This is a genomic window from Arthrobacter methylotrophus (genome assembly GCF_039539965.1).
Lineage (GTDB): Bacteria > Actinomycetota > Actinomycetes > Actinomycetales > Micrococcaceae > Arthrobacter > Arthrobacter methylotrophus.
The window spans coordinates 4,686,365-4,704,065 of record NZ_BAABED010000001.1 but is presented as its reverse complement, the minus strand read 5'-3'; the positions used below and the strand labels follow the sequence as shown (position 1 = coordinate 4,704,065).

Here is a 17,701-nt window from a genome sequence, read left to right as displayed (position 1 = left end):
CGCAGTAAGGGACGCAGGGGCATTTGTTAACCGCTAGGAAGCCTGCGGCGCTTTTGTATAGGAAGCACAGAGCTCGAGGAATCGAGTATTGGCTTCAACCTCTCCTATGCTGACCCGGACGCCTTCGTTGCCGAAGGCCCGCACGGACAACGCCCGCTCGGCTGCTAGTCCAGCAAATTCGGCACTGTTCTCTCCCAGGTTCAGCCACACGAAGTTGCCTTGGGCCTCAGGAACGAACCATCCCAACTCCCGGAGTCCTACCGTCACCCGGTCCCGCTCGTCAACCAGGCTTTGTACCCTTTCAACAACCTGGTCGAAATTCTCCAGCGAGGTGATGGCTGCGCGTTCGGCGATTTGCGAAACCGCAAACGGCGTGGCGGCCACGCGCAGATGCTGGGTGAGGTCCGGACCGGAAACGCTGTATCCAACGCGGAGCCCTGCGAGGCCGTGTGCCTTGGAGAACGTACGGAGAACAACGACGTTGGGATACTTGCGGTACAGCTTGATGCCGTCCACGGCATTCTCGTCCCTGACAAACTCCTGGTAGGCCTCGTCGATAACAACAACGACGCCCGTCGGTACGGATTGGATGAACCTTTCGGTTTCCTCCGCGGTGAGGATAGGGCCTGTGGGGTTGTTAGGCGTGCAGAGCAAAATCACCTTGGTGCGGACGGTAACAGCAGCCGCCATGGCTTCAAGATCGTGCCGTCCGTCGGAAAGTAGCGGGATCTGCACACTCTCAGCCCCGACAAGCCCCACGCTGATGGGGTAGGCCTCGAACGAGCGCCAGGCGTAGATGACCTCATCGGCCTTGCCGTCGTGATTCTGTCCCGCAAACGTTGAAAGGATCTGGTTCAGCGCGCCGAGGCTTCCGGCTCCGGTGACGACGTCGTCAGCGGGGATTTCCAAGAAGTCAGCGAGGGCCGTGCGCAACTTGGTGGACAAGGGGTCCGGGTACCGGTTGATATCCGACTGATCGGCAATTGCCTGAAGCACAGCGGGAATCGGCGGCAGCGGGTTTTCGTTGGACGACAGTTTGTAGCTGGTAAGGCCTTCTATCGCTACAGGCGGCTTGCCTGCAGCATATTTAGGGAGCCTGTCCACCACCGGGCGGGGACGCACCCCCACCGGTGCGTTGTCAGAAGAATTCATGACACCAGCCTACTTGTAGGGCTTCGAGCCATGCGGGCGAGCCGACCAGACTGCGCATGTGAAAGCATGGGCGCATGGGTTCATTCATTGTGCGTGTCCTGATCAACGGCCTGGCCCTCTGGGTTGCCAGCTGGATTCTGCCCGGGATGGATATTTCCACCTCGGCGACCACCAACGCAGTCAACAAAGCGGGGGTCACCCAAGGCGGCGACACCTTGGGCTTGGTTCTTGCGTACCTTTTCATAGGCCTGATTTTCGGCATCGTCAATGCGTTGGTCCGGCCTTTGGTCAGTCTGCTTTCGCTCCCGATCACGGTCCTCACGCTCGGCCTGTTCACGATTGTCATCAACGCGGCCATGCTCTCCCTCACAGCCTGGTTGAGCAGCTACACACCGGTGCACCTCACCATCGACAACTTTTTCTGGACCGCGGTTCTCGCGGCGATCATCATCAGCCTGATCTCCATGGTGGCAAGCTGGATTCCAGGCGCCAACAGGCGGTAGAAGGCCCTGAGTCTCACCGTCGTGCCTCACCGCGCTCCCGATCCTGAACGGATGTCTGAGGGAACGGCTGGCTTAGTTCGCGACGGGGTGGCCGCGGGCTGTGGAGCGTCACGGCTCAGCTTGAATCTGCTTACCTTGGCCATTCCCCCAACGCCTAGCAACCCGCCCAGAGCGGCTGTGGATGCCACGAGCGAAGGATCAGAACTGAGCTGCACCAGTTTTGCCCCTTCCTCATAACCGGAAAGCTTGTGTGCTGGACCGATCGGCAGGTTTTCACCCGGTGCCAGATCCACCGGGTTGGTCATGGTGACAGTGACTCTGTCCTTGGTATCCGAGTTCACTTTGCCGTCAGCGCCCGGGACTACATCGTGTTCGTGCTCCAAGTGCAAGCTTCCGATCCCGGCCTGCGGCGTGATTCCCCCGACAGGTGATCCAGCCGTTACGACGAACTTGAGGTTGTACTCGGCAAGGAACGCCTTGTCTTGGCTCAGATTCATGGCATGGATCCCGCCCTGGCTGTGGCCCACGGCCACCACCGTCTCGCCCGCCACCGCACCCGCCTCGAGCAACGCCTGCCGGATGGCTTTGCTGGTTTCCTTCGAGTTGTAGCCCAGTGCGTCGGCAATACCGGCCTCGTCCCACGGATTGCTCCCCCCTGGAGGGTTGCCAAGCTGGGTACCCGGGATCAATACCACCCAAGCCCGTTCTCCGTCCTTGTCCACCTGCACGACCGCAATTTCGCCCTCCGAACCAGCCGATACGTGCCTCAGTTCCTCCAACATTCCTGCCGCTGACAGGTCCACGCTCTTGCTGATGGTCCCGCCACCGCTGACCGTAATGGGGCGGGGCTTGAGGAAGTCAAACGCCGGAATTGCGGCGATGGTCCTGACAACGGCGCCGACGTCGGTTGGTCCAACGATGGCACCTACGAGGTTGGCGGCTACCGGCGGTAGCCCCATCATCGATGCCAAGATCCGGGGCAGATCCTGGACAATTCCTTCAGTGGCGCCCCGCGCGCCAAGATCCAAGCGATTCGGACCGTCGCTGAGGACCGGCAGTCCCATGCCCGTTCGCAGCCTGATAGCCAGATGCGATTCCGCAAACTCATATTCCCTGTGGCTTGCCCTGACGTCGCTGCCGATCCGCTGAAGCTGTTCGCGGACGCGCCCAATGTCCCTGCCGCTTTCCCCGACGGCAATAATGGCGTTGCTTCCGCTCCCGTAGGAGGAAGCCTGGTAAGGGAATAGGGCAGTTCGCACCGCCTCAGCCTCCCTCTCAACAGCCTGCAATTGGAGTACAAGTTCGTCCAGGGCGGCCGCGCCAGCAAGCAACTCTTCAAACTGGAAGTTGATTCCGCCGACGCCGCCGCGGATGCGCAGGGTCCCATCCGGCCCCGGAGGTTGGGGATGGGGTGCCGTACCGCCACCCACGGGAGCGATCTCGGCCATCAGAAGCCGGACGGGGTGTTCGATGTCAGTTTCGCGGCGTGCCGAAGCGTTGCTGCAGCGGCCTCGCTTAAAGCATCACGCCCCCGTCGGAGGGAAGCGGCTTGCAACGCAATGGTGGTCCGGTAGGCACGGCCGGCCGGGGACTCCCATTGATTCAGTTGTAGCTGCGCCAGCTTGGCAAGCACGGCATCAACTTGGTCTGCACAGACGGTCATCCGCCATGCGAGCTGCTGCACTTCCCCTGCGCGTGAAGTACACACTTCGGAATCCACATCCGGTCCACCGACCGGCATCAATGTAACGCTCATGACGTTGCTCGCCCTCCAGGCTCGATGGTTGTTGCTGGCACCGACGCTACGTCGAGCCTCTAAGGCGCGGAACCGCCGTGCCGCGTTATGTGGACAAAACTGTCGATAACGCTGCTGTGAAGGGAAAGTGCTGGTGTTATGCACATAGAGAAGCGCGGCTTAATGGCGCGGGCCTAGTTCATGAAAGAATTGGCTCATGCCTGAAACCGTCGCCGCCGCCGTTACCCGTACGCCCTCTGGACGCCTAGCTCTTGCCGCCTCGCCGGAGCCGATCGCTTTGGGGCCGCTGGACGGGCGGTATCAGTCCGCCGTCGCTCCCTTGGTCGACTACCTGTCGGAGGCCGCCCTCAACCGCGACCGTGTGGCCGTCGAAGTCGAGTGGCTCATCCACCTCACCAACAACAGTGTGCTCCCAGGCGCCGGTCCCCTGACCGCCGATCAGCAGGAGAAGCTCCGCGACATCGTCACCGAGTTCGACGCCGCGGCGGTCACCGAACTCGCCGAAATCGAAGCCGTCACGGTCCACGACGTCAAAGCTGTTGAGTACTACATCGGCCGTCGCCTGCCCGCGATCGGTATCGAAAGGCTGACTGCGCTGGTGCACTTCGGCTGCACCTCCGAAGACATCAATAATCTCTCATACGCCTTGGGCGTCAAAGGTGCAGTGGAAGATGTCTGGCTCCCCGCTGCCAGTGGCTTGGTGGCGCAGATCTCAGCGATGGCCGAAGAAACCCGCGCCGTCCCGATGCTCTCCCGCACCCACGGCCAGCCGGCCACACCCACCACGCTTGGCAAGGAACTGGCAGTCACCGCCCACCGCCTGCGCCGCCAGCTGGACCGCGTTTCCAAGACCCAGTACTTGGGCAAAATCAACGGCGCTACCGGAACCTATGCTGCGCATGTTGCTTCGGTTCCCGGCGCCGACTGGCAGGCCGTATCCCAGTCATTCGTGGAGAGCCTGGGACTGACCTGGAACCCGCTGACCACCCAGATCGAAAGCCACGACTGGCAGGCTGAACTCTACGCCGACGTCGCGCGCTTCAACCGCATACTGCACAACCTCTGCACGGACGTTTGGAGCTACATCTCCATCGGCTACTTCCGGCAGATCCCGGTCGCTGGCGCCACAGGCTCCTCCACCATGCCGCACAAGGTCAACCCGATCCGCTTCGAAAACGCCGAGGCCAACTTGGAGATCTCCAACGGGTTGTTGGACACCTTGGGGGCCACCCTGGTGACGTCCCGTTGGCAGCGAGACCTCACGGATTCTTCCTCGCAGCGCAACATCGGTGTCGCATTCGGGCATTCGCTTCTTGCGATCTCGAACGTCGCCAAGGGACTGCTGGCTTTGAACGTTGCCGAGGATGTGCTCGCGGCCGACCTCGACACCAACTGGGAGGTCCTGGGCGAAGCCATCCAGATGGTCATGCGCGCCGAGGCCATCGCCGGTGTGAAGGGTATGGAGAACCCGTACGAGCGCCTCAAAGATCTCACCCGCGGACAGCGGGTCGACGCCGCCCGTATGCAAGAGTTCGTCTCCGGCCTGGGATTGTCTCCCGAAGCCGAGGCTCGGCTGCTCGCGCTGACGCCAGGCAAGTACACCGGTATCGCCGAGCAACTCGTCGACCACCTGAGGTAGGACCCAGCGCCGCGGAGGGCAGTCGGCCGATGCTGTCGCCCGGCTGCCTCCGCAGCGCTGCCGTCCGGGCCGGGTGTCGGCCTCGCGTCAGGGCTCCGGTCCTGATTGGCTGAGAATCACCGGGTCAAAACGCCGCGTGAACCCGGCATTTCCGAATCGATGTAAGGAACTGTGTCAGCATGAGGCTCTTGCTTATCCGCCACGGACAAACCTCTGGAAACGTCTTGGGGCAATTAGACACAGCCTTTCCCGGTCCGGGGCTGACTGAACTCGGCGAACGTCAAGCCGCTGCACTCCCCAACTCCCTTGCCGGCGAAGACTTCACGGCCATCTACGCATCCACGTTGATCCGCACCCAACTGACCGCCAGCCCGCTCGCCAATGCTCTCGGGCTGGAGGCCACCGTCTTGGACGGTCTCCAGGAGATTGAGGCCGGGGCTTTGGAAAAGCTCACAGACCACGAATCGCACCACCAATACATGAGCACCGTTTTCGCCTGGACAGACGGGGACCTGGATATCCGAATGCCAGGAGCCGGTGACGGTCACGAGTTCTTTGCCCGCTACGACGCAGCCATTGCCAAGGTAGTCGCGGCAGGCGACGAGTCCGCCGTCGTGGTCAGTCATGGTGCCGCGATCCGTTGCTGGGCCGGGCGCCGCGCGTATGATGTCGGCCGCGAGTTCGCCGCGACCCACCAGCTGCAGAACACCGGAATCGTCGCGCTCGAGGGCGACCCGGAGCGCGGCTGGCACCTGCATCATTGGGACCAAAGCCCCGTGAGCGGACTTGCCCTGGCCGGCCGGACGGCAGAAGATCCCACCGGCGACGCCGTCGAATGACGGCTGCTTGAAACCAACCCCAACGCCCCGCTATTTCTCCGGACCCTTACCCGCAGGAAACACCGCGGTAACCCCAGCTTCCTAAGCTTGATTTGCATAACCCCTCCGGCGAATGAGGTTCCGATGCAACCCAATCCGCGGCTCAACATCAGACAGGTCACGTGGGCTAACCCCGTGGGTGCAGACCTCCGCGCAGCGCAGCAAGCGGAACTGGACACACGATTCGGCAACTCGGAACACGAGCCCGGACCCGCGCCGTCGGAGGCTGATACCGCTGTTTTCGTCGTGGCCTACGAAAAGTGCTCAGGCCAGCCTCTGGGTTGCGGCGGGCTAAGGATTCTGGACGCCGAGACCGCGGAAATCAAGCGCCTCTACGTTGTTCCTTACGCGAGGGGCTCGGGAGTGGCGAGCTCCATCCTTGCCGCGCTCGAGGCGCAAGCGCACTCCTATGGATTCAGCGTCATCACCGCGGAGGCTGGATCGGCCCAATCGGACGGGCGCAGCTTCTACGAGAGCGCCGGCTTCGCGGCGGTCCCCAACTTTGGCCCGTACGTCGGCGTTAGCCATTCGCAGTGTTACTCGAAGCCGATCGATTCGCGCAGCGCTTCCCACACGGCGATGGCCTAAAGGCCGGGCCCTCGGCGCAGTCGACTCACAGCTAAGGCAGGCGATATCAATTCAGGCTTCGGCCACCCTGCCCTAAATGCGCCCGGTTCAGGGCTTCGATTTCGTCGTCGCTGAGGTCATCGAAGCTCCGGGCTTCGTGTCTGTCGCTGCGTGAGAATCGGACGAACATCAGGATGATGAGCGGGAGGTCAACGGTCTCCGCGAGGAACCACATCAGGTCTCCGGCGAGTTGTTGGTCGCGCAGCGGTGAGGGGAACCAGGCTGGATGGTTGCCCAAGATCGAGGTGGCGCCGTCGAGAATTCCCGGGCTGAGCCGCATCAGGACTCCCGGCACGGCGTCGGCGAGCAACTCGATGAACACAAAGATGAACTCGACCACAATGAGTGACCCCGCGCGCCCTGCACCGTCTTCCATGATCGGAACTGTCATGAAGAGTCCCATGACAGGCACCAGCAAAGTCAGGACGACGTCGGCGCCTGGGTTGGTCCGGAGCACGTAGAAGAACGGGGTCAAGAACAGGGTGAACATGGCGAGACCCAGAAAGGCCGCCACGAGCGTGTTGCTGAGCATGCGGACGAGCCTGTGGCCGAGGACCGCTTCCACCCTTGCTGCGCCGAGGGGGCCCAGGGTCTGCCGCGCAAGCGTCAGGGGCTTTCCCAAGGCAATCAACAACGGAACCACAAACAGGTATGACGTCACCTTGAGGGTGAAAGCCCACCGCAGGTCGTGGCTGTAGGTGCCCGGGAATCCAAAGCTCAAGGCAGCGAAACTACCCAGGCCAAGGACAAAAAAGGCAATGGAGTTCCACCAGGGCCAGCGGATATCCCGGCGTTTGGCGGCCACCAGGCCTTTTGAATACAAGATGGCGGCGGCAATGAGAATGACCGAGGCAGGCCAGTTCATGGACCAGGATCCCAGCACAACGTCCAATGGTGGCATGATCAGCAGTCCCGGCCGGAAGGCTGGGCGGTCAGCCCGGCCTTATTGTGGGTTTTATCGATCTTCATGGTCTTCCTCCAGCGTGTTCCCGGCGTGCCGCATGGTGCGCGAATCGGCGTTTCGTGTCGTGAGCTGAACCGGGTGCACCGTATCCATGTTACGGAGTCGCGCTCACCATGGCACGCCGCAGAAGACGTGGGCGCCCGGCCTCGGCTAATCTCGCATTATGGAAAAGGCCGACATCACGTTCCGAACCCGCAAATGGATACGTCCGGAGGACCTCAACGCCAACGGCACTCTCTTCGGTGGAAGCCTTCTGAAATGGATCGACGAGGAAGCAGCTATCTACGCGATCCTCCAACTCGGAAACGGCCGCGCGGTCACCAAGTACATCTCCGAAATCAACTTCGTCAGCTCAGCGGTGCAGGGCGATTTGGTGGAAATGGGCCTGACTGCAGTTCGCTTTGGCCGGACATCGCTGACCATGCGAGCGGAGGTGCGCAACATGATCACCCGCGAGAGCATCCTGACCATCGAGGAAATAGTATTCGTCAACCTCGGCCGCGATGGTCGGCCGGAACCGCACGGCTATACCGAGATCACCTACGAGCGCGACCGCATCCCCACGCACCACCTGACGCGAGCCCTTCAAGAGGACTGAGCCCCAACTAGCTGACAGTTGTTGTCGTTTTGGGGGCTCAAAACGACAACAACTGCGAGCTAGTTGGGAACCTGTGAGCCAAATGGAGACTTAGTAGCTGGCGGGCGCTGCGCCGTCGGGGGTTGCGGGGATGAACTTGTCGGCGAGGGCTTCCGTGCCGCGGGCGAGCAGCGCGACATCGGCGCCGACCAGCACAAAGGACGCGCCCGCGGCCATATACGCCCGGGCCGTGCCCTCGTTGAAAGCGTTCACGCCGGCAGGTTTGCCTGCCGTCTTCGCCGCAGAAAGGCAGTGCTCGACGGCGGCGCGCACCTTCGGGTGCTCCTGCTGGCCCAGCAGTCCCAGGGACGCGGCGAGGTCGGATGGCCCCAGGAAGATGCCGTCGACGCCCTCGACCGCCAGGATCTCCTCGACCGCAGCCACGGCCGCGCTGGTTTCGATCTGGACGGTGAGGCTGATGGTCTCGTTGGCGCGGGTGAGGTAGTCCGGGATCCGGTTCCAGCGTGCGGACCGTGCCAGGGCCGAGCCGACACCGCGGACCCCGTGTGGTGGGTAGCGGGTCGCAGCGACGGCAGCCTCGGCTTGGTCCGCGGAGTTCACCATGGGGATGAGCAGGTTCTGCACGCCCAGGTCCAGGTATTGCTTGATCAGCACAGTCTCATTCACCGGCGGCCGGACCAGGGTGTGGACCGGGTAGCCGTTGACGGCCTGGAGCTGGGCCAGGATCGATTCGAGGTCGTTGGGGCTGTGTTCGGCGTCGATCAGCAGCCAGTCCAGCCCGGCCCCGGCGCACAGTTCGGCGATGAGCGGGCTGCCGGAGCACACCCACATGCCCACGAGCGGGCGGTGCGTAGCGGCTAAAGCATCGCGAAAGGTGTCCTCTACTCGAAGCGGCATGTGATGACTCCCAGGTTTCCGTAGTCTGCGTGGACGGTATCTCCCTTGTGCACCCACATCGGCCGGGTGAAGGAACCGGCGAGGATGATGTCCCCGGCCTTCATCCCGTCCCCGTGCGCGGCGATCTTGTTTGCCAGCCAATGCACACCGTTCGCCGGGTGGTCCAGGACCCCGGCCGCGACGCCGGTTTCCTCCACGGTCTGGTTCTTATACAGGATCGCCGAGATCCAGCGCAGGTCCACGGCGTCGGGCTTGACCGGGTTGCCGCCGATCACCATGGCGCCCATGGCCGCGTTGTCAGAGATGGTGTCCACGATGGTCCGGCCCTCCATCTCGATCCTCGAATCCAGGATCTCCAAGGCCGGAACCACATAGTCCGTCGCGTTCAAAACATCGAAGATGGTGCAACCCGGGCCGGAAAGGTCCTTCTTGAGCACGAACGCCAACTCCACCTCCACCCGGGGGTGCGTGTACCGGTCCCAAGCCACCGAGCAGCCCGTTTCCAGGACCATGTCATCAAAAATCGCGCCGTAGTCCGGTTCCGTGATGCCCGTGGCCGCCTGCATCGCCCTGGACGTCAGCCCGATCTTGCGCCCCACCAACTTCCGGCCCGCCTCCTCGTTCCGGCGCCGCCACAACCGCTGCACGGCATAGGAATCCTCCACCGTCATGCCCGGATACCGGGCAGTCAACAACGGAACCGGGGTCCGGGACCGGCCGGCCTCGAGGAGTTCATCGGCGATGGCCTCTATCGTCTTGGCATCGAGCATGGCTACAGCTGCGCTCCGAGTTTGAAGCCGACTTCCTCGCCCGGTTCGCGGGTGTAGGAGAAGCCGTCGGCGCCGACGGTGACAGCCATTTCGCTTTTGTCCTCGCGCTTGGTGATGGGCCGCGGGTTCCCGTCCAAGTCCAGGACGAGGGAGGCCTCGGTGTACCAGGAGGGGACCACGGGGTTGCCCCACCAATCACGACGCTGGTTGTCGTGGACGTCCCAAGTGATCACCGGGTTGTCCGGGTCCCCGGTGTAGTAGTCCTGGGTGTAGATCTCGATCCGGTGGCCGTCCGGGTCCAGGATGTACAGGTAGAAGGCGTTGGAGACGCCGTGCCGGCCGGGGCCGCGTTCGATCCGGTCGCTGATGCGCAGGGCGCCCATCTTGTCGCAGATCTGGATGATGTTGTGTTTTTCGTGCGTGGCGAACGCGACGTGGTGCATGCGCGGGCCGTCGCCGCCGGTCAGGGCGGTGTCGTGCACGGTCTGCTTGCGGTGCATCCACGCGGCATAAGTGACGCCGTCGGAATCCTTGATGTCTTCCGAAACCCGGAAGCCCAGGTCCTCAAGGTACTTCCGGCCCCGCGGGACATCCGGGGTGACCTGGTTGAAGTGGTCCAGGCGGACCAGTTCACCGGCGGTGTACAGATCGTAGCGCTGGGTGAGGCGTTCGACGTGCTCCACGTCGTAGAAGAACTCGTAGGGGAAGCCCAGCGGGTCCTCGACGCGGACGGAATCGCCGACGCCCTTGGTGAAACCGTCCTTGCGGCGCTCAACCCGGCAGCCAAGCTCCCGGTAGTAGGCCTCGGCAGCATCCACTTCGGCCGGGGATTTTACCCGGTAGGCGAACGCTGCGACGGCAGCGATCGGTCCCTTGCGCAACACCAGGTTGTGGTGGATGAACTCCTCCAGGGAGCGCAGGTAGATGGTGTTCTCGTCTTCTTCGGTGACGTGCAGGCCCAGGAGGTCCACGTAGAACTCGCGGGACTTGGCGAGGTCCGTGACCACGATGTCCATGTAGGCGCAGCGGACGATGTCCGGGGCCGGAACGGAGGGCTTGGGGATGACATTGTCCTGTGGAACTTGCTTGTTCATGGGGTTCTCTCTTCTTTGAAAGGGGTCTTCAACACCCAACTGACTGGCAGTTGTCGTCGTTTTGGAGGCTCAGAACGACAACAAGTGCGAGCTAGTTGGGCTAGCAGACGCTAGGCGCCGAATTTGGGGGTGTGGACGGTGCCGAGGGTGATGTGCACGGCCTGCTGGTCGGTGTAGAAATCGATGGAGCGGTAGCCACCTTCGTGACCCAGGCCCGAGGCTTTGACGCCGCCGAACGGGGTACGCAGGTCCCGCACGTTGTGGGAGTTGAGCCACACCATGCCGGCCTCGACGTTCTGGGCGAAGTTGTGGGCCCGGGTCAGGTTCTGGGTCCAGATGTAGGCCGCCAGGCCGTACTTGGTGTTGTTCGCCAGGGCGAGCGCTTCGTCGTCGTCCTCGAACGGGGTGATCGCGACGACGGGACCGAAGATCTCCTCCTGGAAGATCCGCGCCTCGGGCGCGACGTCGGCGAACACCGTCGGTGCGATGTAATTGCTGTTGTTGAGCCCTTCGGGCAGGTGTTCCGGGCGTCCGCCGCCGGCGAGCAGCCGGCCTTCGGTCTTGCCGATCTCCACGTAGGAGGCCACCTTGGCATAGTGCTCGGGGTGGACGAGAGCGCCGACCTCGGTCTTGGGGTCGTGCGGGTCCCCGACGACAATGTTCTTCGCGCGCTCGGCGTACTTTTCGCAGAACTCCTCGTAGATGGCACGTTCGACCAGGATGCGGGAGCCGGCGGTGCATCGTTCCCCGTTGAGTGAGAAGACCCCGAACAGTGCCGAATCGATCGCGGCGTCCAGGTCGGCGTCGGCGAATACGACGCACGGGGATTTCCCACCAAGTTCCATGGACAGGCCCTTGAGGTTGGCGGCGGCGTTGCGGAAGATCGTCTGGCCCGTGGTGGTCTCGCCTGTGAAGGAGATCAGCGGCACGTCCGGGTGCTTCACGAGGGCGTCGCCGGCTTCCTCGCCCAGGCCGTTGACCAGGTTGAACACGCCGTCGGGCAGGCCGGCGTCCTTGAAGATGGTCGCCCAGAGCGAGGCCGAAAGCGGGGTGAACTCGGCTGGCTTGAGGACCACGGTATTGCCCGTGGCCAAGGCCGGGGCGAGCTTCCAGGACTCGAGCATGAACGGGGTGTTCCACGGCGTGATGAGGCCCGCGACGCCGATCGGCTTGCGGTTCACGTAGTTGATCTGGGCGCCAGGGACCTTCATGGCGTCGTCGAACTGCGCCACGATCAGGTCCGCGAAGAAGCGGAAGTTCTCCGCCGCACGCAGCGCCTGGCCCTTGGCCTGGGTGATCGGCAGGCCTGTGTCGAAGGTCTCGAGTTCAGCGAGACGCTCTTCCTGGGCTTCGACGGCGTCGGCGATCCTGTTCAGGACCCGGGCACGTTCGCGCGGCTTCATCTTCGGCCACGGACCGTTCACGAAAGCTTCGCGCGCCGCGGCCACGGCGAGGTCGATGTCTTCCTTCTGGCCGGCGGCGGCGGTGGCGTAGTTGCTGTTGGATACCGGGTCCAGGACGTCGAAGGTCGCCCCACTGACCGAGTCAACGAACTGGCCGTTGATGAAGTGCTGGATATGGGTGGGAAGGTCCTTCGGGACGTAATGAGTGGTGGTTTCTGGTGCAGTGAACGTCATTGTTTCTTTCCTTAGTACTAGTCGCAACGCGGGGTCACTTACGGCCTAAGTTGGGCCGTCTAATGGGCGCTAAGTGACCCCGCGTTGCTTTGGGCGAGGTACGCTTCCAGGGTGGCGCTGCGGTGGCGGCGGGCGGCCTGTTCGATGGTGTCGGAATCGGCACCGGACTCGATGAGCTGCAGCAGCGCATCGTGTTCCTGTACGGATTCCTGGGCGCGGCCGGGGACGAAGCGAAAGGTCGAGGCTCTGATCGACGCGAGCCGGTTCCAGCCCCGGTGCACGAGGTCCAGGATGTGCGGATTGGGGCAGTGTTCAAAGAGGACGCCGTGAAAATCCTGGTTCAAAGCCGTGAAGCGGACCGGATCGAAATGCTCCAGGCAGTCCCGCATCTGCGCGTTCACCGCACGGGCCCGGGCTATGTCCGCCGCGCCGATCAGCGGTGCGGACAACGCGGTCGCCGCCCCTTCGACGATGCTCAGGGTCTGCATCGTATAGAGGTACTCGGTCGGGTCGATCCCGGACACGGTAGCGCCGACATTCCGCTCGAACTTCACGAGCCCCTCGGCCTCCAGTCGGCGGATGGCCTCCCGGACCGGGACCACGCTGACGCCCAGATCCTCGGCAATCTTGGCCAGTACCAGCCGGTAACCCGGGGTGTAGGTACCCTCCACGATGCGCGCTTTCACGGCCGCATAAGCCTGCTCGGACTTGCTCCCGGTCTTCTCGCCCGCGGCGACGCTCCCGACGGCGGTTTCAGTCACTTTGGGCTCGTTTGCTCGTAGCGGGCACGCCACTGCGCGTTCATCGGATAGAGACCGTCCACGCTGTTGCCCTGCTTGACCATCTCGAAAATAAAGGCCTCTTCCTTCTCCTGCTCGATGCAATCGTCCACGAGCTCTTCGGCGACGGCCGGCGGAATCACCAGGATGCCGTCCGAATCCGCCACGATAATGTCCCCGGGCTGGACCGTGGCGCCGCCGCAGGCGATGGTGATGTCCGTGTCCCACGGGATGTGGCGTCGGCCGAGCACGGCCGGGTGCGGATTGGCGAAATAGGTGGGCATGTCCAGTCCTGCCACCGCCGTGTAGTCGCGCACCCCGCCGTCGGTGATGATGGCCGCAGCACCCCGGACCTGGGCACGCAGGGCCAGGATGTCCCCCACGGTCCCGGTGCCCTTCTCGCCCCGGGCTTCCATGACCAGGATTTCGCCCTCGTTCACGGAATCGATCGCCTTCTTCTGCGCATTGAAACCACCGCCATGGGTTGTGAACAGATCCTCGCGGTTGGGAACGTACCGCAGGGTCCGGGCCAGACCGACGACGCGACGGTCCGGGCGGGTGGCCTGCAGACCGTCGATACTCACGTTGTTCAGCCCGCGCTTGCGCAACTGGGAGGACAGGGTGGCCGTGGCGACGCCTTCCAGTTTCTTCTTCAGCTCCGGGCTCAGGACCGGAACGATGCCTTCCACAGGAGGCAAGCCCGCCGCTTCCCGCGAACCGTACGCTTCCTCCCGCTGGGTGTCATCGGACTTGGGCCGGGCACCGAAGTCCGCGAACGCCGTCGTACCCTCCGTCACGGTGGTGGTCAGGCGGCCGCTGCTGAGGCCGCCTGCGGTGACCTCGACCTCGACGACGTCACCCGGCTTCGCGACCGACGCCCCGGCCGGGGTGCCGGTCAGGATGATGTCGCCGGTTTCGAGCGTGAGGAGCTGGGAAAGATCAGCGACGAGGCGTGCAAAAGGGAACAGGAGGTCTTCGGTGGTGTCGTCCTGGACCAGTTCGCCGTTGTGCCAGGTGCGGATCCGCAGCGCGGAGGGGTCGACGTCGGCCGCCGGGATCAGCCCCGGGCCCACCGGCGTGAAGCAATCCCCGCCCTTGGAGCGGAGGTTGGAGCCCTTGTCCGCGTAGCGGAGGTCGTAAACGCCGAGGTCGTTGCTCGCCGTGACCCAGCCGACATGGCCCCAGGCATCCTCAACACCGACCCGGCGGGCGGTCTTGCCAATGACCAGCGCAATCTCGCCCTCGTAACCAAGGAGTTCACAGCCGGCCGGGCGCTCCACCCGTGACCCGCTGAGCGCAAGGGACGACGAAGGCTTCAGGAAATACGAGGGCTGTTCCGGTGTGCGGCCGCGCTGCGCTGCCCGGCTGGGGTAGTTGATATGCACCGCGATGACCTTGCGGGCCGCGGCCAGGGTGTGGTCGGTGACCTGTTCCAAGTTTCACTCCTCATCGAGTACGAAATCGTATACGATAACTATTACCCAGGAATTTCGGGTCGTCAACCCCGTACTCTCGGGCACTTCCGGGATCACTTGTAACCTGCGCCACACCTGCCGTAGAGTCTTGGATCAAGGAGTTGTTTCGATAATAGAACTTTGCGTTCCATTATCGAACTCGAAGACGATAGACCACCACACAACGAAGTGAGGAAAAGCCCGTGCAGTTCCATCACCACGGATACGTATCCGGTGACCCGCGAGTCCAAGCGGTTGCCGGCGTCGGAATCAACCGACCAGCAGACCTTCCCGACGAGGTCGATGTGCTCATCGTCGGCAGCGGGCCCGCGGGTATGCTCGCCGCCGCACAGCTGTCCCAGTTCCCGGGCATCACCACACGGATCGTGGAGCGCCGCGACGGGAGGCTCGCGATTGGCCAGGCGGACGGCATCCAAGCCCGAAGTGTCGAGACCTTCCAGGCCTTCGGCTTCGCCGAGCGGATCATCGCAGAGGCGTACCGGATCACCGAGATGGCATTCTGGAAGCCGGACCCCGCCGACCCCTCGCGCATCAACCGGGCGGCCCGCGCCGTCGACGACGAAATGGGCATCAGCGAGTTCCCTCACCTCATCGTCAATCAGGCCCGCGTACTGGACTACTTCGCAGAGTTCATGGCGAACTCCCCCACCCGCATGTCACCCGACTACGGCTACGAGTTCCGCGGCCTCAACGTCACCGGCGAAGGCGACTACCCGGTCACCGTGACGCTCCTCCACACGGCCGGTCCCCACGCGGGCCAAGAGCGCGTTGTCCGGGCCAAATACGTCGTCGGCGCTGACGGCGCACGCAGCAAGGTGCGGGAGTCGATCGGCTGCACGCTCGCCGGCGACCAAGCCAACCATGCTTGGGGCGTCATGGACGTCCTTGCCGTCACGGACTTCCCGGACATCCGCTTGAAGTGTGCCATCCAGGGCGAGGCAGGCAGCATCCTGCTGATCCCGCGCGAAGGCGGGCACCTCTTCCGCATGTACGTGGACCTCGGCGAGGTCGACTCCCATGACAAGGGCGCCGTCCGCAACACCTCCATCGAGGAGATTATCGCCAAGGCCAACGAAATCATCCATCCGTACACCCTCGATGTGCGAAACGTCGCCTGGCACAGCGTGTACGAAGTGGGCCACCGCCTCACGGACAGGTTCGACGACGTCCTGCCGGACGGGCGCGGCACCCGCACGCCGCGTGTGTTCATTACCGGCGATGCCTGCCACACCCATAGCGCCAAAGCCGGGCAGGGCATGAACGTTTCCATGCAGGACGGCTTCAACCTGGCGTGGAAGCTCGGGCACGTGCTGGAGGGCCGCAGTCCGGAGAGCCTGCTGTCCACGTACTCGGCCGAACGCCAGGTAATCGCGAAGAACCTCATCGACTTCGACAAACAGTGGTCCACGCTCATGGCGAAGAAGCCCGAGGAATTCGAAAACCCCTCCGAGCTTGAGGACTTCTATGTCAGCACCGCCGAATTCCCCGCCGGTTTCATGACCCAGTACGCCCCCTCGCGACTCATCGCCGAGCCAGCACACCAAGGCCTAGCAACCGGCTTCACCATCGGGAAACGCTTCAAGTCGGCGCCCGTGATCCGGGTCTGCGACACCAACCCGCTGCAGCTCGGCCACCAGGCCAAGGCGGACGGCCGCTGGCGGATCTACGTCTTCGCTGACGCGGCATCCGCCGGAACGGCATCCGCCGGAACGGCACAACAGGAAACGGCACACGGGGCGCCCGTCGCCGACTTTGCCGAGTGGATCACGAACTCACCGGACTCACCGCTGGCCGCAACGCCGTCGGGTGCTGACCGGGACGCATGGTTCGACGTGAAGGTGATCTACCAGCAGGATCACACGGGCGTTGAAATCGGCGCCGTGCCGTCGGCGTTCAAGCCGCAAGTGGGGCCGTTCAAGCTCAGCTACCTCGAGAACGTCTACGCCACGGATCCGACGGCGGACATCTTTGAGTTGCGTGGCCTGGACCGTGGCGGCGTGGTGGTGGTGGTGCGTCCGGACCAGTACGTGGCGAACGTGCTGCCCTTGACCGCGACGGCGGAGCTCGCCGCGTTCTTCGCACCGCTCCTTCGCGTCGGAGCGTCCGAAACAGTGTGAACCGTTGGAGCGGGCCGCCTCGATTGACCTGCGAACGGGTTCATTCTGTCCGTAGCTCGTCGTAGGGTACCGGCATGGACATCATCATGGTTCCCGGATTTTGGTTGGACGCCTCGTCGTGGTCGGAGGTCACGCCGCCGCTCGTTGCTGCGGGCCACACGGTGCACCCGCTTACCCTCCCTGGACTGGAGGCCATTGACGCCCCCAGGTCCGGCATCGGCCTCAGGGACCACATCGACGCAGTAGTGGCGGCTGTGGACGCAGTCGGCAATCCCGTGGTCCTGGTTGGCCACTCCGGCGGGGGTGCCATCATCCACGGCGCCGTCGACGCCCGCCCGGACCGTGTAGTCCGGGCGGTCTACGTGGACAGTGGCCCGCTCGGCGAAGGCGGTGTCATCAACGACGAACTGCCTGCTGAGGGCGACGCCGTGCCTTTGCCCCCTTGGGAGCTTTTCGAGGATGAAGACCTTGTGGACCTCAACGAAGAGCTGCGGACCGACTTCCGCGCCCGCGCCATCCCGGAGCCAAAAAATGTCGCCACGGACAAGCAGCACTTGCATGATGTTCGCCGCTACGACGTCCCCGCAACCATCATCGCGTGCGAGTTCCCCTCAAGCCTGCTCGCCGAATGGATCGACTCGGGCCACCCCTTTGTGGCCGAGCTCGCACGCATCAACGACGTCGAATTCATGGATGTGCCTACCGGACACTGGCCCCAATTCACCAAACCGGTTGAACTCGGGAAAGCCATTCTCGCTGCGGTTGAGCGGACGGGATAGGGCGCCCGCCGCCCGGACGGCCAGGTTTGAGCAAGA

The 17,701-nt window shown here is 63.6% G+C and carries 17 protein-coding genes; 7 read left to right on the top strand and 10 right to left on the bottom strand.

The features are described 5' to 3' along the window. Positions 1-33: 33 nt before the first annotated feature. Positions 34-1,152 carry a histidinol-phosphate transaminase gene (locus ABD884_RS24200; RefSeq protein WP_345053513.1) on the bottom strand — a complete coding sequence of 373 codons (1,119 nt, stop codon included), beginning with the start codon at positions 1,150-1,152 and terminating at the stop codon, positions 34-36. 74 nt (positions 1,153-1,226) lie between these two features. Between ABD884_RS24200 and ABD884_RS24195 the strand changes: the two genes are divergently transcribed. Continuing rightward, the gene (locus ABD884_RS24195) at positions 1,227-1,655 is read left to right on the top strand and encodes a phage holin family protein (RefSeq protein WP_345053507.1); all 429 of its coding nucleotides are present in this window, start codon (positions 1,227-1,229) and stop codon (positions 1,653-1,655) included. 26 nt (positions 1,656-1,681) lie between these two features. Here ABD884_RS24195 and ABD884_RS24190 read toward each other — a convergent pair whose 3' ends face one another. Both ABD884_RS24190 and ABD884_RS24185 read right to left on the bottom strand, forming a co-directional pair. Further along, complete coding sequence (locus ABD884_RS24190) at positions 1,682-3,103, bottom strand: alpha/beta hydrolase family protein (protein WP_345053503.1); 1,422 nt, start codon at positions 3,101-3,103, stop codon at positions 1,682-1,684. Continuing rightward, a complete protein-coding gene (locus tag ABD884_RS24185; protein ID WP_345053500.1) occupies positions 3,103-3,411 on the bottom strand; it encodes a hypothetical protein in 309 nt (102 codons plus the stop codon). Before ABD884_RS24185 ends, ABD884_RS24190 begins: the two co-directional genes overlap by 1 nt. A gap of 196 nt (positions 3,412-3,607) precedes the next feature. Here ABD884_RS24185 and purB point away from each other — a divergent pair, with 196 nt between their 5' ends. The 3 genes from purB to ABD884_RS24170 all read left to right on the top strand — a co-directional run bounded on the left by purB (position 3,608) and on the right by ABD884_RS24170 (position 6,516). Beyond that, positions 3,608-5,050: an adenylosuccinate lyase gene (purB, locus tag ABD884_RS24180; protein ID WP_345053497.1), complete on the top strand. Its 1,443-nt coding sequence runs from the start codon at positions 3,608-3,610 to the stop codon at positions 5,048-5,050. Positions 5,051-5,229: 179 nt separating this feature from the next. Beyond that, the gene (locus ABD884_RS24175; protein WP_345053494.1) at positions 5,230-5,889 is read left to right on the top strand and encodes a histidine phosphatase family protein; all 660 of its coding nucleotides are present in this window, start codon (positions 5,230-5,232) and stop codon (positions 5,887-5,889) included. 123 nt (positions 5,890-6,012) lie between these two features. Further along, entirely contained in the window at positions 6,013-6,516 is a 504-nt protein-coding gene (locus ABD884_RS24170) for a GNAT family N-acetyltransferase (protein WP_345053488.1), read from the top strand. Positions 6,517-6,562: 46 nt separating this feature from the next. Here the strand turns inward: ABD884_RS24170 and ABD884_RS24165 are convergent, their stop codons facing one another. Next, positions 6,563-7,456, bottom strand: a complete 894-nt coding sequence (locus ABD884_RS24165) for a cytochrome c oxidase assembly protein (protein ID WP_345053484.1) — start codon at positions 7,454-7,456, stop codon at positions 6,563-6,565. A gap of 226 nt (positions 7,457-7,682) precedes the next feature. Here ABD884_RS24165 and ABD884_RS24160 point away from each other — a divergent pair, with 226 nt between their 5' ends. Then, on the top strand, positions 7,683-8,117 hold the full coding sequence (locus ABD884_RS24160) for an acyl-CoA thioesterase (RefSeq protein ID WP_345053468.1): 435 nt from the start codon (positions 7,683-7,685) through the stop codon (positions 8,115-8,117). A 90-nt stretch (positions 8,118-8,207) separates the two neighbouring features. Here ABD884_RS24160 and ABD884_RS24155 read toward each other — a convergent pair whose 3' ends face one another. From ABD884_RS24155 to ABD884_RS24130, 6 genes are all read right to left on the bottom strand, one after another. Beyond that, positions 8,208-9,014 carry an HpcH/HpaI aldolase family protein gene (locus tag ABD884_RS24155; RefSeq protein ID WP_345053463.1) on the bottom strand — a complete coding sequence of 269 codons (807 nt, stop codon included), beginning with the start codon at positions 9,012-9,014 and terminating at the stop codon, positions 8,208-8,210. Then, positions 8,999-9,784: a 2-oxo-hept-4-ene-1,7-dioate hydratase gene (hpaH, locus tag ABD884_RS24150; RefSeq protein WP_345053460.1), complete on the bottom strand. Its 786-nt coding sequence runs from the start codon at positions 9,782-9,784 to the stop codon at positions 8,999-9,001. The genes ABD884_RS24155 and hpaH overlap by 16 nt, the downstream gene beginning before the upstream one ends. A gap of 2 nt (positions 9,785-9,786) precedes the next feature. Further along, complete coding sequence (gene hpaD / locus ABD884_RS24145; protein WP_345053455.1) at positions 9,787-10,878, bottom strand: 3,4-dihydroxyphenylacetate 2,3-dioxygenase; 1,092 nt, start codon at positions 10,876-10,878, stop codon at positions 9,787-9,789. Between the two features lie 110 nt (positions 10,879-10,988). After that, a complete protein-coding gene (gene hpaE / locus ABD884_RS24140; protein ID WP_345053452.1) occupies positions 10,989-12,515 on the bottom strand; it encodes a 5-carboxymethyl-2-hydroxymuconate semialdehyde dehydrogenase in 1,527 nt (508 codons plus the stop codon). Between the two features lie 59 nt (positions 12,516-12,574). Beyond that, entirely contained in the window at positions 12,575-13,276 is a 702-nt protein-coding gene (locus ABD884_RS24135) for a GntR family transcriptional regulator (protein ID WP_345053449.1), read from the bottom strand. Beyond that, entirely contained in the window at positions 13,273-14,730 is a 1,458-nt protein-coding gene (locus ABD884_RS24130; protein ID WP_345053446.1) for a fumarylacetoacetate hydrolase family protein, read from the bottom strand. Before ABD884_RS24130 ends, ABD884_RS24135 begins: the two co-directional genes overlap by 4 nt. Positions 14,731-14,951: 221 nt before the next feature. Here ABD884_RS24130 and ABD884_RS24125 point away from each other — a divergent pair, with 221 nt between their 5' ends. Both ABD884_RS24125 and ABD884_RS24120 read left to right on the top strand, forming a co-directional pair. Continuing rightward, on the top strand, positions 14,952-16,886 hold the full coding sequence (locus ABD884_RS24125) for an FAD-binding monooxygenase (RefSeq protein WP_345053441.1): 1,935 nt from the start codon (positions 14,952-14,954) through the stop codon (positions 16,884-16,886). Positions 16,887-16,960: 74 nt separating this feature from the next. Further along, entirely contained in the window at positions 16,961-17,665 is a 705-nt protein-coding gene (locus tag ABD884_RS24120; RefSeq protein ID WP_345053437.1) for an alpha/beta fold hydrolase, read from the top strand. The last annotated feature ends 36 nt before the right edge of the window (positions 17,666-17,701 follow it).

Bases quoted from the DNA above. Each gene is read 5' to 3' on its own strand.
- ABD884_RS24190 (WP_345053503.1), bottom strand. From the start codon at position 3,103: ATGGCCGAGATCGCTCCCGTGGGTGGCGGTACGGCACCCCATCCCCAA.
- ABD884_RS24165 (WP_345053484.1), bottom strand. From the start codon at position 7,456: ATGCCACCATTGGACGTTGTGCTGGGATCCTGGTCCATGAACTGGCCT.
- purB (WP_345053497.1), top strand. From the start codon at position 3,608: ATGCCTGAAACCGTCGCCGCCGCCGTTACCCGTACGCCCTCTGGACGC.
- ABD884_RS24120 (WP_345053437.1), top strand. From the start codon at position 16,961: ATGGACATCATCATGGTTCCCGGATTTTGGTTGGACGCCTCGTCGTGG.
- ABD884_RS24185 (WP_345053500.1), bottom strand. From the start codon at position 3,411: ATGAGCGTTACATTGATGCCGGTCGGTGGACCGGATGTGGATTCCGAA.
- ABD884_RS24155 (WP_345053463.1), bottom strand. From the start codon at position 9,014: ATGCCGCTTCGAGTAGAGGACACCTTTCGCGATGCTTTAGCCGCTACG.
- ABD884_RS24175 (WP_345053494.1), top strand. From the start codon at position 5,230: ATGAGGCTCTTGCTTATCCGCCACGGACAAACCTCTGGAAACGTCTTG.
- hpaE (WP_345053452.1), bottom strand. From the start codon at position 12,515: ATGACGTTCACTGCACCAGAAACCACCACTCATTACGTCCCGAAGGAC.
- ABD884_RS24200 (WP_345053513.1), bottom strand. From the start codon at position 1,152: ATGAATTCTTCTGACAACGCACCGGTGGGGGTGCGTCCCCGCCCGGTG.
- hpaH (WP_345053460.1), bottom strand. From the start codon at position 9,784: ATGCTCGATGCCAAGACGATAGAGGCCATCGCCGATGAACTCCTCGAG.
- ABD884_RS24160 (WP_345053468.1), top strand. From the start codon at position 7,683: ATGGAAAAGGCCGACATCACGTTCCGAACCCGCAAATGGATACGTCCG.
- ABD884_RS24195 (WP_345053507.1), top strand. From the start codon at position 1,227: ATGGGTTCATTCATTGTGCGTGTCCTGATCAACGGCCTGGCCCTCTGG.
- hpaD (WP_345053455.1), bottom strand. From the start codon at position 10,878: ATGAACAAGCAAGTTCCACAGGACAATGTCATCCCCAAGCCCTCCGTT.
- ABD884_RS24170 (WP_345053488.1), top strand. From the start codon at position 6,013: ATGCAACCCAATCCGCGGCTCAACATCAGACAGGTCACGTGGGCTAAC.